At 40.3% G+C, this 16,288-nt stretch carries 14 protein-coding genes; 9 read left to right on the top strand and 5 right to left on the bottom strand.

Annotated features, from left to right (window positions below; translation table 11 throughout):
- Positions 1-2 precede the first annotated feature (2 nt).
- The 4 genes from QSE00_RS19990 to QSE00_RS19975 all read right to left on the bottom strand — a co-directional run bounded on the left by QSE00_RS19990 (position 3) and on the right by QSE00_RS19975 (position 4,434).
- On the bottom strand, positions 3-707 hold the full coding sequence (locus QSE00_RS19990; RefSeq protein WP_286107237.1) for an SCO family protein: 705 nt from the start codon (positions 705-707) through the stop codon (positions 3-5).
- A 4-nt stretch (positions 708-711) separates the two neighbouring features.
- Positions 712-1,515: a formylglycine-generating enzyme family protein gene (locus tag QSE00_RS19985; protein ID WP_309148909.1), complete on the bottom strand. Its 804-nt coding sequence runs from the start codon at positions 1,513-1,515 to the stop codon at positions 712-714.
- Between the two features lie 20 nt (positions 1,516-1,535).
- Positions 1,536-2,996, bottom strand: coding sequence for a copper-containing nitrite reductase (gene nirK, locus QSE00_RS19980; RefSeq protein ID WP_110354994.1), 1,461 nt, complete (start codon positions 2,994-2,996; stop codon positions 1,536-1,538).
- Positions 2,997-3,171: 175 nt separating this feature from the next.
- Positions 3,172-4,434 carry an alginate export family protein gene (locus tag QSE00_RS19975; protein WP_286107236.1) on the bottom strand — a complete coding sequence of 421 codons (1,263 nt, stop codon included), beginning with the start codon at positions 4,432-4,434 and terminating at the stop codon, positions 3,172-3,174.
- Between the two features lie 505 nt (positions 4,435-4,939).
- Here QSE00_RS19975 and QSE00_RS19970 point away from each other — a divergent pair.
- The 6 genes from QSE00_RS19970 to QSE00_RS19945 all read left to right on the top strand — a co-directional run bounded on the left by QSE00_RS19970 (position 4,940) and on the right by QSE00_RS19945 (position 11,568).
- The gene (locus QSE00_RS19970) at positions 4,940-5,131 is read left to right on the top strand and encodes a hypothetical protein (protein ID WP_286107235.1); all 192 of its coding nucleotides are present in this window, start codon (positions 4,940-4,942) and stop codon (positions 5,129-5,131) included.
- A gap of 51 nt (positions 5,132-5,182) precedes the next feature.
- On the top strand, positions 5,183-7,621 hold the full coding sequence (locus QSE00_RS19965) for a hypothetical protein (protein ID WP_286107233.1): 2,439 nt from the start codon (positions 5,183-5,185) through the stop codon (positions 7,619-7,621).
- A gap of 346 nt (positions 7,622-7,967) precedes the next feature.
- Positions 7,968-8,144 carry a hypothetical protein gene (locus tag QSE00_RS19960; protein ID WP_286107232.1) on the top strand — a complete coding sequence of 59 codons (177 nt, stop codon included), beginning with the start codon at positions 7,968-7,970 and terminating at the stop codon, positions 8,142-8,144.
- A gap of 6 nt (positions 8,145-8,150) precedes the next feature.
- Entirely contained in the window at positions 8,151-8,915 is a 765-nt protein-coding gene (locus tag QSE00_RS19955; protein WP_286107231.1) for an SDR family NAD(P)-dependent oxidoreductase, read from the top strand.
- Positions 8,916-8,974: 59 nt separating this feature from the next.
- A complete protein-coding gene (locus QSE00_RS19950) occupies positions 8,975-9,871 on the top strand; it encodes an SMP-30/gluconolactonase/LRE family protein (protein ID WP_286107230.1) in 897 nt (298 codons plus the stop codon).
- 71 nt (positions 9,872-9,942) lie between these two features.
- A complete protein-coding gene (locus QSE00_RS19945) occupies positions 9,943-11,568 on the top strand; it encodes a sodium:solute symporter (protein ID WP_286107229.1) in 1,626 nt (541 codons plus the stop codon).
- A 31-nt stretch (positions 11,569-11,599) separates the two neighbouring features.
- On the opposite strand, the gene QSE00_RS19940 is transcribed toward QSE00_RS19945, so the two are convergent.
- Positions 11,600-12,484, bottom strand: a complete 885-nt coding sequence (locus QSE00_RS19940; RefSeq protein ID WP_286107228.1) for a dienelactone hydrolase family protein — start codon at positions 12,482-12,484, stop codon at positions 11,600-11,602.
- A gap of 493 nt (positions 12,485-12,977) precedes the next feature.
- Here QSE00_RS19940 and QSE00_RS19935 point away from each other — a divergent pair, with 493 nt between their 5' ends.
- The 3 genes from QSE00_RS19935 to bla all read left to right on the top strand — a co-directional run bounded on the left by QSE00_RS19935 (position 12,978) and on the right by bla (position 16,191).
- Entirely contained in the window at positions 12,978-14,723 is a 1,746-nt protein-coding gene (locus QSE00_RS19935; RefSeq protein WP_286107227.1) for a sensor histidine kinase, read from the top strand.
- Entirely contained in the window at positions 14,716-15,141 is a 426-nt protein-coding gene (locus QSE00_RS19930; RefSeq protein WP_110355013.1) for a response regulator, read from the top strand. Before QSE00_RS19935 ends, QSE00_RS19930 begins: the two co-directional genes overlap by 8 nt.
- A gap of 294 nt (positions 15,142-15,435) precedes the next feature.
- Positions 15,436-16,191, top strand: a complete 756-nt coding sequence (bla, locus tag QSE00_RS19925) for a subclass B1 metallo-beta-lactamase (protein WP_286107226.1) — start codon at positions 15,436-15,438, stop codon at positions 16,189-16,191.
- Positions 16,192-16,288: the final 97 nt, after the last annotated feature.

Here is a 16,288-nt window from a genome sequence, read left to right as displayed (position 1 = left end):
TTTTAATTCACCAATTCCATAATTTTGGATACCGTTTCCTTATTGTTGACTCCTAGCCCTTCTTGCTGATAGGCCAATTCCCCTTCTTGGTCAAAAACGCTTATGATATTGGAATGTGAAAAATCCATAGGCGATATTTTTTTGTAGTTGACCGCCAATACTGCCGAAAATTCACGGGTATCCGCTTCCGAACCTCTTAGAAACACCCATTTTTCAGAGTCCATTTGATTTTCCTGTGCAAATTCCTTTAAACGCTGTGGCGTATCTGTTTCAGGGTCTATACTGACAAAAACAAGGGTAACCTGGTCTTTTTTATCCTCGGGGATTTGCTCTTCTATACCTCTCATGTCTGCAACCAATCTGGGGCATGCCGTCTGACAAGAGGTGTAGATCATGACCATGACCAATACATCGCCTTTCAGCGACTTCAATTGTATTTCCCCATTGTTCTGATTGGTCCATTTGGAAGGAAGATTATAAATGGACATATCGGAGATTTCACCTTCTTTTTTGGAGTTCAGGGCCAGTAGTTGTAGATCCATTTTACAAACGCCGCATGTACCGGGTTTATCATAGGTCTTGTCTCCCTCACAATGCATGGGACATTGGTATTTTTCCGCTGTTGTTTTGGTTGAATTTTTTGTATTGCACCCTATAAGATGTATTGCCAAAAAGCATATCAATCCAGCATGGAGAATTTTTTTCATTTCCTTAATAAGTTACGTTTTTGTTGTTTTTCCCTTTCGCCTGCACACATCGGAATCCCAAATTGCGTATGGCATAATTGGCCTTTAAACTTCCCCTAAAAGCGTAACGCATGAAGGCGGCATAGTTCATCAAGTCCGATGCTCCTACCGCGGCACTTCCACAAAAAAGATTACTGTCCTTGTCCACATCCTTTCTGGATTCACCGGAAATTAAAACGGAATTAAAGTCCATCGTCCACTCCCATACAAGGCCGTGAAGGTCATAAATACCCCAATAATTTTTAAAGGTGGAGCCTATGGAATTGTTAAATGTTTTTGGAGCTTCGTACCAATCCAGAATAAGTTGATTATAGGATTCCTTTTTACGAGCATCTGGATTGCTTTTATCGGCCATAGCGGCATATTCCCACTCATCAACCGTTGGTAATCTTTTTCCTTGGCATTCACAATATTTTTTGGCGGCGAACCAAGAAACGTTGGTTACCGCTGCATCGGCGGCCAACTGGTTTCCAAAGGAATTATCACTTTCCCAATTCACCAAGTAATTGCCATCTGCAAATAAGCGCTTAACCTTACTTTTTTTCCATTCAGGGTATTCCAGGACAAACTGTAAATACTCCCTGTTGGTTACTGGGTAGATGTCCATCGAAAACGTCTCTACGGTAACGGCTGTTGAATCTACACCATATAGGGGAATATAAGTCCCTCCTTGAACGGTAACCATATTTTCTGATTGGGCGGAAACAATATTTACTGTTATGATACCGATCACTGTAATGGCTACTTTAAAAAAGGGACTTATGTTCATTTTATTGTTATGCAATTATGTTATTTATTTCTTACACTTTTAACCATGGCTGGAGTGACGTCCTTTTTGGAATTGCCCCAACTGTTGTACACATAGGTCAGTACATTGGCAACCTCTTCGTCAGATAAGGTCTGCGCGGTCATAACACTGTTGTATTTTTGTCCGTTCACGGTTATTTCACCTGTTTTTCCGTGCAATACTATATCTATAGCGCGATTAACATCGGCATTTAGGTAATCTGATTTCGCCAAGGGCGGGAAAGCGTTGGCAATACCTTGGCCCTCTGCTTGATGGCAGGCAAAACAGGTTTGCATATAGGTGGCTTTTCCAAACTCCATCTTTTCCTCCATTGATTTGGCGGGAATTTCGGACTCCACAACGCCATTGGTCGATGGCATTTTTTGTATCCCACTACCTTCGGGCAGGTATATTCCATCTTCCAATTCTCCGGAATAGATAGTCTTGTTTTTTTCGCCCTGCACCTTCAACATTCCCAATGCACCTTTATTAAATGCTCTGAAAATGGAATGGTCTACCAGGATAAAGGTTCCTGGAACATCTACTTTAAATTCTACTATAGCGGCCCCACCAGCAGGGATTAAGGTGGTTTGCACATTTTCATTGATCAAATCGCCACCTTCAACATGCACCTTGTCAAAAATCTCACCAATTACATGAAAGGAGGATACTAGATTTGGTCCACCGTTGCCAACGAACAGGCGTACTGTTTCTCCCACGTTGGCTGTAATTGCATTATCCCCGGTCAAGGCGCCCATTTTACCATTGAAAACCACATAGTCTGCGCGTTCATCCACCGCTTTTTGCATATCAAAAGGTTGTAAGCCTCGCTCCCCATTGGCACCTTTGGTATAAAAGTCGCCTTGCATAATGTAATATTCCTTATCCACCAATGGCAATCCACCTTCCGGTTCTACTAAAATTAAACCGTACATTCCGTTGGCAATATGCATACCAACCGGTGCGGTAGCACAGTGATAAACGTACAGCCCAGGATTTAAGGTTTTAAAGGAGAATACTTTCTCGTGTCCAGGGGCTACAAAAGAAGATTCTGCACCGCCTCCAGGGCCCGTAACCGCGTGTAAATCAATATTATGGGGTAATTTATTTTCAGGGTGATTTTTTAAGTGAAATTCAACCTCATCACCAACCCTTGTTCTAATAAAGCTTCCTGGTACGGTACCTCCAAAAGTCCAATATACATATCGAACGCCATTGGTCATTTCTCCTTCCTGTTCCAGGATTTCCATATCTACCTTTAGCAACTTGGCCTTTCTGTCGCCAACAGGGGTTGGTACATGTGGAGGGGATGTTAATTCTGCAATCATTTCACGATTCGCTGGAATATCCGCTGTGCTTTCATAAACTTTCTTTTCCTTTTTTGCACATGAGAGGATCAGGCTTCCAAATCCTACTGCCAATATTAGGGAGAGGAATATTTTTTTTGTCAGTTGTGTGTTCATAAAAATATATTTTGGTTGTACATTCAAATAATAAAGGATATTTTAGTCTTTTATTAAGGCAAAAATAGTTTCGAAACGCTTGCAAAAACATGACAACTGTCATATTTTCTATTTAACTGTAAATTAGGCTAATTTTGAATTGCCATCTTCCTTTTGAGTTACATTATTTTTAGGATCAATCCTTATTTGAAAACAAAATGGGGTTTACGGTCAACATTATCCACCCCCAATTATTGGTATTCCGGTCGGCGTTACTTTTTACAGTTTCCATACCTTGGGAGGCAAGAAGATGCGAATATCCAGCACTGACACCAATTTCTTTTTGGAGTCTATAGCCGTAAACAATATCCAGTTCAGTTCCCAGTTGTTTTTCGCTGTTTGGACTTATTTGTGCTGCAGCCGAGAAGTTGTGGATGGTAAGGTTTATATTGGATTTTTCATTGAGGGTTACCACGGCATTGGCATAAATATCCAATAGTCCTACGTTGTTCGTGTGGTTGCCAACATAAAAATAATCCATGAGTCCGTTAAACTTATGATTGGTACCATAAAGTGGAGAAAAAGCTTTGTTCTCTTGGTTGGAAGCCAATCCGTTGTCGTTGCCGCTCTGTAATTCCATTCCAAGTCCCAATATGGTTTTGGGAGTAACTGCAAAGTTACCCTCCAGGGATAAAAGATATGCGCTTATGTCATTGTAGGCAATATCCTTTCCAAATTGATAATAAAGATTTGAGTTTAATTTCAAATCTTTAGCCTTATAATTTAAATGGGTTCCAAGGGTTTGGCTATACCTGGTTTCGTTGTTGTTGGGATTGGTGTCATCAATAAATTGCAAACCATTGTTTAAGAAAAGAAAGCTTGCGGAGAATTTGTTCCATTCGTTATGTGCCCACAAATATTGTATGCTTTTATAAGTTCCAGGCGTGGTCAAGGTAGTTCCTGTTAAGTTCTCCCCGTTTTGGTTAAATGCAAATCCTAGATCAATTTTTAAATTGGAATTACTATATTCCAAGCGGACCGCATCATGACTTCTGGCCTGCTGGGCCCAACCTACATTACCAAAAATTCGCTGGTCATCAAACATAATTTCCTGCCGACCCACTTTTAGCAGGAAATGGGGGTCCAACTGAATTTTACCCCAAGCTTGATGTATGCCAATCCCATTTTTATCCGAGCTGTTAAGTTGGGGAACATCTCCCCAGATACGTACATCCTGCAGACTTAAGTAGAAGGACAGCCTGTCTGTTTCGTAGTTGGTATTTAGTCTGGTCCGTTGTGAAATAAAGGCGGCTGGGTCTTCATTATCCGGGAATAGGGTTTTAAAACCATGTCTATATTCGAACCTTGGACGTAATTCTGTATCTATGGTCAACTGTGCCTGTAATTGTGAGGATAAAATGATGAACAGAAGAATTTTAAGGGGTTTCTTTAGTGTCATAATTGCTTTGGTTGATTTATTTAGGCAAAATTCAGGTGGTTAACTGAGGTAGAATATGATATTTGTCACCAAAGGCAACTTGGGCCGCTTTAAAAATTATAGGTCCCAATGATAATTGGGACGTTATTACAATCTGAAATTGTCCTATGTAAGTATATAGGTCGATTCGTGGGGATACTTCCCTTATACTTGTTTTAACTTTTCGTGGAATAGGCGATAATTGGGTAGCGATTAAAAATGAAGATAGAAAACAGAAATGTGGAAAATAAAATAAAAATAGAGGTCATAATCCTGTCAATCCCATTTAGTAGTGGATATAGAAGGACGGCCAAATAGATTATGTCTGAACGGATATTAAGTTTTCAATAAAAAATGAACCAAATGAGCATCAGTTTAGTAAAACAGTATATCAGCTTACTTTATAATAAAAGTATTCATTCAATTTTGTTCAATTATAGAGGAGGTATACTTTTAATACCCTTTTTAATCTTAAGTTGTTCCAATAATGACCAATCTGCCCCAAACCTATATAGTAAAACTCGATCGAAGGTTGGGGCTAATGGAAGGGAAAAATAAATACGTTGTTTCTTCCCCATTGGAAAATGCCACGGAATTTGTTCAAAAGGAATACCTAAATGGATCGGAGGTAGAAATACTTCTAAAGTCAGGAGAAGTAAAGATTTTGGATTTTAGATAAGACTAAATGGAAATGCTTAAGAACATCATTGTAAAACCATATAATTACCACATGAAAAATAAAGCTTTAAAAATTGTAACCTTCTGTTTGTTGGTGCTAATCTTTGGATGTAATAAACATGCCAATCATGTTTATCAAGCAGGAAATCTAACTATTGGATTTGATTCGGAGGGAAAAATTACGGATCTGAAAGATTCTAAAAATAATATCCAATATGCTTATACCAATACAGATCCCAAATCCATATTGGCCATCAGGGTCAATGGTGAATTGGAATATCCAGCATCCTTTGAAATAAAGGAAGATGAGGAAACTATTTTGTTAAGCTATCCTAAAAACGGGGTAGAAGCTACGGTCAATGTCATAAAAAAGGAACGATATCTTACTTTGGAGCTCACCTCAATAACCAAGGAGAAGGAGATTGAATTGGTTCTGTGGGGCCCTTTTGAGACCAACATTAAGGAAACTGTTGGAGAAACCGTAGGAGTGGTTCGCAACACGGATTTTGCAATTGGTATTCAAGCCCTGAACAAAAGAACACTGGGAGGTTATCCTTCCATGGAGGACGATTCAACACCCTCCTTTGATATTTTTGGAACCACAAGTTTGGTGGATATTTCAGACTCCTTGAATATTCTTTATAGGGGCCATACAGCGCTGCCAAAGGAGTACGGGAGCTCTTTACAGGCCTATACCAGAAATAGGGACAAGGAAAGGGTGATAAAGGCAATGGAGCACGATCATTACGTGGCTCCGGCATTCAAGGATGAAGGAATTGTAGGGTCCAAAATAGCCTTATTTGGTTGCGAACCTGAAGAAGTTTTGAATACTTTGGAGGTCATAGAGTTGGAAGAGGGATTACCGCATCCTACCATAGATGGGGTATGGAGCAAACGTGCCGTTTCCGCCACTTCTGCTTATTTAATTCAGGATTTTAGCACCGCTACAATTGATGATGCAATTGCATTGACCAAAAAGGCCGGCTTACAATATCTGTATCATTCGGGCCCATTCTTAAATTGGGGGCACTTCGATCTGCATGAAAAGGCATTCCCGGATAATTGGGAAAGCATGAAGGAATGTGTTGATAAGGCAAAGCAGGCGGGGATTAAATTGGGGGCCCACACTCTTTCAAATTTCATAACCAGCAATGACCCCTATGTAAGCCCTATTCCAGATGAAAGACTGGCCAAGGTAGGATCTAGCGTTCTTGTTAACAATATAGATGAAGAGGAAAAAAACATTGAAATCAAGGACCCTACCTTTTTTAACCAAATGAGCAACAATAGCCTTCATGCGGTGGTAATTGGAGAAGAGATAATTAGGTACGAAAGTGTTTCGGAAACTGCTCCTTGGGTTTTATTGGATTGTCAGAGAGGAGCATTTGGCACACGGGCCAGTAGTCATAAAAAAGCCGATAAAATTTCGAAATTGGCAGACCACGCCTATAAGACCTTTTTGACCAATATGGAACTGGGTATTGAAATGTCCACAAGAATTGCAGATCTCTATAATCAGACTGGTCTAAAACAAATATCCTTTGATGGTTTGGAGGGGAATTATTCCACAGGAATGGGTGCCTATGGGGAATTGTTGTTCGTTGATGCCTGGTACAATAATCTGGAGGCAGAGGTAAAGAACAATTACATAATGGATGCCAGTAGGCCGGGACATTATTTTTGGCATATGTTTACCCGTATGAATTGGGGTGAGCCTTGGTATGCCGGATTCAGGGAGAGTCAGACCTCCTATAGACTCCTGAACCAGGATTATTTTAGAAGAAATTTCATTCCGTGTATGCTCGGTTGGTTTAGTATGCGGGACAACACCAGTTTGGAGGATATAGAATGGATGCTGGCCAGAAGCGCCGCTTTTGATGCAGGCTACGCCTTGGTTACCTCTGTGGATTTGGTGGACAAGAATGGATTTGGTGATGAAATTTTGGAAAAGATCAAAGAATGGGAAAAAGCAAGGTTGGGAGGAGCCTTTTCTGTAGCACAAAAAAAGAGAATGGAAAATATTAAGGATGAATTTTCCTTGGTGAAATTGACCGAAAATAGTTGGAATTTAATTCCCTATGATGTCCAACGTTTTGAGCACGAGTTAAAAATAAGACAGCCAGGAGAGCCAGTGTGGTCGGTGTTCCAGTACAAGAATGAATTTGCTCCACAGCCTTTGCAGTTTATTTTGACCACAAAGAACAGTACCGTTTCCCAAATAACCATTGAGATCGATGATTTCAAAACAGTTGAATTGGACATATCCATTAATAAGGGGGAGAATCTTAAATACGATGGCGGCAACGAGGTAGTACTCTATGATAAATCATGGAACAGAATAAAAGGAATCCCTATGGACCCGGGAAAACTGAATGTCAGTAGCGGGGATCATAAGATAAAGGTCCACTGTACGTTTTCTGCCAAAGAGGAGGCAAGCCTGAAATTGGAAATTAAAACAGCGGGAGCACCAGAGGGAGTAGCGATTAATTGAGCAGACTTAAATGAAAAAGTAATTCATTGTAAAGGCACAAAAAAATATGAAAGGGTTGGACTACTATATTGTCCAACCCTTTTTCATTTGTCGGATGTAATATTTTAACCATATCTACCTAAGCAATTATATAAATTCCTTAAAAAACGGTCTATTTATTTCAGAAAAGTTCACGATATTGAAGCCTGCAAATAAGTATTGAGTGAAATGTTCACAATAAAATGAGTATTTATAAAAACGTATTCCACCAGAATATCATAGGGGGAGCAACTACAGTTTTGTAGATTTTTTTGAAAACCCAAACGGGATTTAGTGTTGTGGTTGTTTGTTGACAGCGCCAATTTATTTGAATATAAATACAGTAGACCATGAAAACGATGGCAAGAAAAAAAGAGCAATACCGTCCCCAATTATGGATAGGGGCTATGTAAATTTATATGAGGTACAATTGGACGCGGATATGGATTTTTTACAAGGGAAATCGGGAGGTGAGGTCCCTAGGGATTCCCATAAATACTATTGATTAATCATGGATTTTAAAGATAAAGTTGCTATTGTTACAGGAGCTGGACAGGGTATAGGCTTGGAGATTTGCAAACAATTGGTGGCCAACGGGGCCAATGTTATTTTAAACGATTTGGACGCCGCTTTAACAAAGGAAGCGGTGGCCAACTTGGATGGTAATGAAGGAAATTGTATTGGTCTTGCAGGTGATTCCAGTGATATGCAGCTAATAGATAAAATGGTAGATACGGCAGTGACAGAATTCGGGAAACTGGATGTGGTGGTGGCAAACGCAGGCATTACCCTATTTGGGGAATTCCTTAGCTATACTCCGGAATCTTTTTTTGAGGTTATGAAAGTGAATTTGGGAGGGAGTTTTTTTCTGGCCCAGGCGGCAGCCAAATTAATGAAAAAGCAAGGCTTTGGAGGGTCAATTCTTTTTATGTCTTCGGTAACAGGGCATCAGGCACATGAAAACTTGGCGGCCTATGGTATGAGCAAGGCCGCACTGGAAATGCTGGCCAAGAATTTGGTCATAGAGCTATCGCCCTATAAAATAAACGTCAATACCGTGGCGCCCGGTGCTACCTTGACCGAAAGGACAATGAGTGATAAGGACTATTTTGGAACTTGGCAGAAGATCACTCCAATGGGTAGTCCGGCTACTGTTAATGACATAGCCCAGGCCGTGTTGTTTATGGTTTCCGATAATGCCAAGCACATTACGGGTCAGAGTTTGGTGATCGATGGAGGTTGGACCGCGGTCAGTCCGTCTCCTTACAAGAAATAGCGGTTTCCAGATGTTTAACCGATTTAAATTTAATATGACCTTAATTGGTCAAGAAATAAATGACATTTCTAATTATGAGTCCAGAAGTTGTATGTGATAAAATATGTGAATTAGGGGAGGGCCCGCTGTGGGATCCAACCAGAAAGTTAATCTGTTGGGTAGACATCCTAAAGGGTCATATCCATGAATGGTCAGTAGTATCCGAAGAACTAAATACCATTCAGGTAAGTCAAATGATCGGAGCCATGGCCATATGTAACGATGGGAACTATATTGCCGCCATGAAAAATGGTTTTGGCTTTGTGAATCGCGAAACCGGTAAAGTTGATATGATTGCCAATCCAGAGGAACATTTACCGGAAAATAGGTTTAACGATGGCAAATGTGACCCATACGGTCGCTTTTGGGCTGGTACTATGCCCATTGCAGAAGATAAATCCTCCGGAAGCCTGTACTTTTTGGATACTTCATTAAATGTTAAAAAAAAGGAAATTAATATTGGTGTGTCCAATGGTCTGGCTTGGAGTCTGGATCATAAAACAATGTATTTTATAGATTCCCCGACCCGCCAAGTAGTGGGCTATGATTACGATAAGGAAAGTGGGAAATTGGCCAATAAAAGAACAGCCATTGCGATTGCCGAGGAAGACGGCTTCCCCGATGGCATGACCATAGACCATGAGGGAATGTTATGGGTTGCACATTGGGGAGGATGGCAGGTGGCCCGTTATGACCCTGTAACAGGAAAAAAAATGTTGTCCATTAGTATGCCGGTTTCCCAGGTTACCTCCTGTTCTTTTGGGGGTGATTCCATGGAAGATTTGTACATTACTTCGGCAAGGAAGGGGCTTAGTAAGGTGGAGCTGGAAAAGCAACCCTTGGCGGGGTCTTTATTTGTGGTTAGGAATAGTGGTCACAAGGGGTTCCCTGCCCATCGGTTTATGAAGCTGACTTAGGATATTGTCCTTCCAAATCTATCTACAGAAATTGCTAATAACATAAATCAACGAAACCAAATTAAATTATAATGAAGGGACTGGACGTACTGGATTGGGTTGTGATCACTGCTTATTTTGTGATACTGCTTGGTGTTGCCTGGTGGGTAATAAAACAAAAGCAGAAAAATACAGAAGACTATTTTTTGGCAGGACGGAACATTGGCTGGTTTATGGTAGGTGCCTCCATATTTGCTTCCAATATTGGATCGGAGCATGTGGTGGGATTGGCAGGCAATGGGGCCGGGGATAAAATGCCATTATTGATTTATGAGCTCCATGCCTGGATCGTTTTAATGTTGGGTTGGGTGTTTTTGCCATTTTATGCGAGAAGCGGGGTATTTACAATGCCCGAATTTTTGGAAAAGAGGTTTGACGCTCGTTCCCGTTGGGTACTTTCCATAGTGTCCTTAATTGCCTATATCCTTACAAAGGTATCCGTAACCATTTATGCTGGCGGGGTAGTGGTATCTGCCCTTTTGGGAATTCCCTTTTGGATCGGGGCTGTGGCTACGGTGGCTCTTACCGGATTGTATACGGTTTTGGGTGGAATGCGGGCGGTAGTCTATACAGAGACCATACAGGCCATTGTATTGGTACTCGGGGCAGGAATCCTTAGCTTTATGGGACTTGAAGCGGTAGGAGGCTGGGGAGAGTTAAAGGAAACCATTGGAGTGGATTATTTTAATATGTGGCGGCCCAATTCGGATCCGGATTATCCATGGCTTCCATTATTTCTTACCAGTACCATAGTTGGAATCTGGTATTGGTGCACAGACCAAGTAATTGTGCAAAGGGTGCTTACTGCCAAAAGTATTAAGGCGGGTAGAAGGGGAAGTATCTTTGGGGCACTTTTAAAGCTGATGCCCGTTTTTCTTTTCCTTATCCCAGGGGTAGTGGCCCTGGGGCTTAAAATGCAGGGGAAATTGGACTGGGACAGCCCGGATGAGGCTTTTCCGGTATTAATGAGCAACCTATTGCCTTCCGGTCTCCGAGGGTTGGTGGCGGCAGGCCTATTGGCAGCCTTGATGAGTTCACTGGCTTCCGTATTCAATTCCTGCTCCACTTTGTTTACCTTGGATATTTACAAGAAACTAAAACCGGAAAAGCCGGAGGAGGAGTTGGTGAAAACCGGTAGGACGGCAACCTTTTTTGTGGTAGGTCTGGGCCTATTGTGGATACCTGTAATTACAAGGTTGTCCGATGGGTTGTACGAATACCTGCAGAATGTACAGGCCTACATTTCCCCACCGATCACCGCGGTGTTTCTTCTGGGGATTTTTTATAAGCGAATAAATGCCAATGGGGCAATTGCTACCTTGGTAGGTGGATTGATTATAGGGTTTTCCAAACTGACCTTGGAAATTATGAAATCCAGTTTTTCGGAGGGCAGTTTTCTTTTTAACCTGGCCGACATTAACTGGTTGGTATTTGCGGCTTATTTCTTTGCCCTCTGTGTGGCTATCGCGGTTATCGTGAGTATGTTTTATCCGGCCCCGTCGGCAGCACAGTTGTCCGGTCTCACTTTTGGTTCGGTAACGGATAAACAGAAGGATGAAAACAAGGCCAGCTATAATATGTGGGATATTATGGCCTCCGTACTGGTGGTGATCATAGTGGTGTACATCATGATATCTTTTAGTACGCTTGCGTTGTAAGGATTATTCGAACCCTTTTTAAGTTCGGCTCTTACAGAAGTTTTTTTCTAAAAAAATCGATGGTCCGTCCCCAGGCCAATTCGGCCGCTTCCCGGTCGTACCTTGGGGTGGTATCATTGTGGAAACCGTGATTGGCCTTAGGGTATATATAGGCCTTATATTCCTTACCATGTTTCTTTAAGGCTTCTTCATAGGCGGGCCACCCTTTATTGACCCGTGTATCCAATTCGCCAAAATGGAGCATCAAGGGGGCGTTAATTTTGTCTATGTCTTCTGTGGGTTGTCCGCCGTAAAAAGGAACGGAGGCCCCCAGATTCGGCACTTTTACAGCCATCATATTGGATATCCAGCCTCCAAAACAAAATCCGACCACCCCCACCTTCCCGGAGCACTCAGGGTGGGATGTCAAATGTTCGAAGGCGGCTATAAAGTCCTCCAACATCTCATCGCGATTTCGCTTGCTTTGTAGTTCACGGCCCTCATCGTCATTGCCAGGATAACCGCCCAGAGGTGTCAAGGCATCTGGGGCCAAGGAAATAAACCCTGCAAGGCCGGCTCTACGCCCAACGTCTTCGATATGTGGATTTAATCCGCGGTTTTCATGGACCACAATTATTCCTGGTAGCTTTCCCTTGGCATTGGCCGGTCTGGAAAGCAAGCCTTTTATAGTACCTCCACCCTTGGGGGAATTGTAATGGATGTGCTCCGATTTTAGTTTTGGATCATTAGGCTTTATCTGGATTTTCTTTACGTAATCAGGAGAAATAAAACTAAGCATTGAAGCTACTGTAAGCCCACCTACTGCATAGGTCGATAATTTATCCATGAACAGCCTTCTGCTCACCCTGTTGTGGGCGTAGTCATCATAAAGGTCAAAAACCTCTTGTGTAATGTCTTCTTTTTTCAATGGTTTCATGAGTATATATTTATAGTTAAATGTGTTTTGCCTCCATAGGATACATAAGGCAAAAATGAAGCCTTATAATGCAGTACTTATTAAAAGTATGAAATTAGTTTTAACTTTTATGGGTAATTATGAGGCCTGGCTTATATTCTTGTGACAAGAGTACAATTATTGTTGAAACAAGGGAATTGTTAAATCGAAGTTGCATGTGTGGTTGTATTGTGAAATGGATTTCTGCATGTCTATTTTAACAGTGGTTCGGAAGGTAAATTCTTAAAATGATTTAAAATTAATAATGAATTTTAAGGTTGAATTTTGCTTATATTTGTTTTCCGATTTAATGGGAAATTGAACCATTAAGGCTTCCCCCCAAATGAGTTTGTTATGCATTGGCCGGTGTTCGGATTCCAACATTAGGTTTAACCATATAATAGATTTCAATTTGCTTAAACGATTGCTTTTAAAATTTGTCAAATATTACCTTCCAATACTTATATTAAGTGTTTTGGCGGTTTTTTGGCTATACAAAAAGGAGCATAAAAAGTTGATTTCCTTACAGCAAGAAGAACTCTCCAATACAAAGCAACTGATCGTTGAACTTCTAAAACCCATGATAGCCAGTCTCTATTATTGGGAGAAATATAATTTTGTTGCGAGCGATTTTGATCCAGAACAGAATGCACATTTAGAAAAGAAAATTGGTGATTTTGTCATTGGGATGGACAGTTATAATCAATTTAGACTTATTAACTTATCAGGAAAGGAGGTATATAGACTTAATAGGCAGGACGATGGCAAAATAGTAAAGAGTTTAGCGCTTCAAGATAAAGCCAATAGGGATTATTTTAAAGAGACAACAAACCTTAAAAAAAATCAAATTTATTTGTCCCCATTAAATCTAAATCGGGAAAACGGGGTATTGGAATTGCCATATAAGCCAATGATTCGAGGGGTGGCACCTATATTCGATGCTCATGGAGCCCGGTTGGGAATAGTAGTCATTAATTTTAGTGCCGAAAGGTTCTTGGACTTGTTGAAAAAGGACAATCTTTATTCCTTTTTGTTGTTGGATCGTTTTGGCAATTACCTTGTAAGTAAGGATGGCACAAATGAGTTTGCCCATTTAATTCCCAATAGCCGTAATGTTACGTTTTATGAAGAACATCCCGACATGGCCGATTCATTGCGTAGTAAAGAATCTATATCCCTATACAGGAATGGGGGTCTGTGGATAAAAACCGAATTGGATTTTAAAAATGAACTCGCCCAAACTCCTTTGTTTCAGAATAGATTAGCAGACATTAAGACCAACAATAAATGGGTGCTTATAAAACATCTGGATTCCAAGATTTTAAATGCAAGGCTGAAAAGCGAGATCATTACAATACTCCTTATCAATATGTTGGCTATAATGGTTGTTTTTTGTTTGTCATATCTTGAAGCAAAAAGTGATACTGCAAAAAAGAAGTATATGCAGGCTCTTGAAATGATTAACAAGGAATTGGAGGACAAAACTACCGAGCTGGAAAATAAAAATAATACCTTGGCGGTCATGCAGAATAAACTGGAACTGCGCAATGCCCAACTTTTGGAGTATAACAATATTGTTGCCCATAATCTAAGGGCACCTACCACAAGCGTTTCTGCTTTGGTGTCCATGTTAAATGAATCCAAGGATTATGAAGAGGCCAAGAGTTATTTTCCCAAATTGCAAAAAATAACCCATGCCATTAATACCCTAGTGGATGACCTTCTGGTCTACGTAAGGATTCTGAACGATGATGACCAGGTTGATATGGAAAATATTGACTTGGAACCGCTGATTGAGGCCACCTTGGATTTATATGTAGAAACTTTGGATAAAGAAACCATAGACGTGAAGACCGATTTTAGTGCATGGAAAGAATTGACTTTTTCAAAAATCTATTTGCAGAGTATAATGCAGAATCTAATTTCCAATGCAATAAAATATAGGGATCCCAACAATAAGTCCGTCATTTTTATCCGTACCTTATGGGAGAACCATCGGAAGGTTCTGGTAGTGGAAGACAATGGTGTAGGGGTGGATCTGGATCGTTATGGCCGTGATATTTTTAAATTATATAAAAGATTTCATCGTGGATTATCTGGAAAAGGTATGGGTCTGTTTCTGGTGAAAACACAATTGGAATCGTTGAACGCCAACATTGAAGTTACCAGTAAATTGGGTGTGGGGACCACCTTCAAAATAATATTTGACAGCTATGAATGACCTAAGTTTTTTTCTAATCGATGACGATGAGATTTTTCAGTTCATAATGAGAAATACGATTTCGGAAATAAGTCCAAATATTAAGATCCAGTTTTTTTCCGATGGCGAAAAGGGAATCGAATTCCTGAAACACAATCTAGGTACTGCAACCAATCTTCCGGATATTATCCTTTTGGATGTAAACATGCCTTTTATGGATGGATGGGAGTTTCTTAACGAATATAAGTCACTTCAAACCGAAATTAAAAAGGATATTAACATTTACCTATTAACATCTTCCAATAATCCCAATGACATAGCCATGGCAAAAGAAATTAGTACATTGTCGGGTTATTTGGTAAAGCCAATATCAAAGGAAGGAATCAAAAAACTAATTGGTCATTTTCCAACAGATGAATGGTATCATAACGACTTTTAGATGACAGCCTATTTTTAGGTTTATTTCAAGGTTAGTTTATGGTAAAGCAATAAAACAAATGCACCAAAACCGTTTTATTGCTTGTTGATCTTATTGTTCGTATTTGGGACGGGGGGGAGCCTGGCCAAAACTACCTTAGACTTACGTTTGCCATAGCCACCACTATCCTTTTTAAGGGAGTTGGTTCTTATGTTTCTCCCTCCAGGCTTTAATATTATAGAAAATTTCCTGCTTAAATAAGAACATTGTAAGCCCTATATTTGCTCAATTCCATTACCATTAATCATCTCCATTATGGTCAAATATATATTATTCATTTTTGCATTTGGCAGTTTATTGTTGGTTGTGTATAATGGTGTCCCAAACAAACAGAATTGGACCGATCGGAAAGTTGTTGCCCAAACAGGTCAAGTTTTATTAACGGACAGCTCGATAGTTTATAAAACAGATAATTTAATTGTTCAGCGCCTGTCCAATCACATTTACCAACATGTCTCATTTTTAAATACTAATGATTTTGGAAGGGTTGCCTGCAATGGAATGTTGGTTGTAAACGAAAATGAAGCCATTGTTTTTGATACCCCAACGGATGAAGAATGTTCGTTGGAGTTGGTAAACTATGTCACCGAAAAACTCAATTGTAAAATTAAAGTAGTGGTTCCAACGCATTTTCACGGAGATTGCGTAGGGGGGTTGGAAATCTTCAATAAACACGACATTCCAGTATACGCATCCAAAAAAACGATGGAATTGTTGGGGGATAGGGGCAAAGAATTCTCGAAGCCCTTAAACGGTTTTGTCGATAGCCTTACTTTAAATATTGGGAGCAAAAAAGTTTATGTGGCATATTTTGGGGAGGGACATACAAAAGATAATGTTATAGGCTATTTTCCTTGGGACAATGCCATTTTCGGCGGATGTCTTATTAAGGCAGTAGGCGCCAATAAAGGTAATTTGGAGGATGCCAATGTAAAGGCATGGTCCAATACGGTGGAAAAAATAAGTCAAAAATATCCCGACATTAAGTATCCATCCGAGCAACTACACTAGTTATTGATCTTCATATTCTGTAGTGAATTCAATATCTTTTCCTTCCGCTCTTGCCCGGAGCACCATTTGTTGTATGTTTTCGGGAAGGTTGTCCAGG

This window comes from Arenibacter flavimaris, from assembly GCF_030291335.1.
Classification (GTDB): Bacteria; Bacteroidota; Bacteroidia; order Flavobacteriales; family Flavobacteriaceae; genus Arenibacter.
Note: the sequence above shows the minus strand (reverse complement) of the source record. Positions and strands in the feature narration are given on the sequence as shown.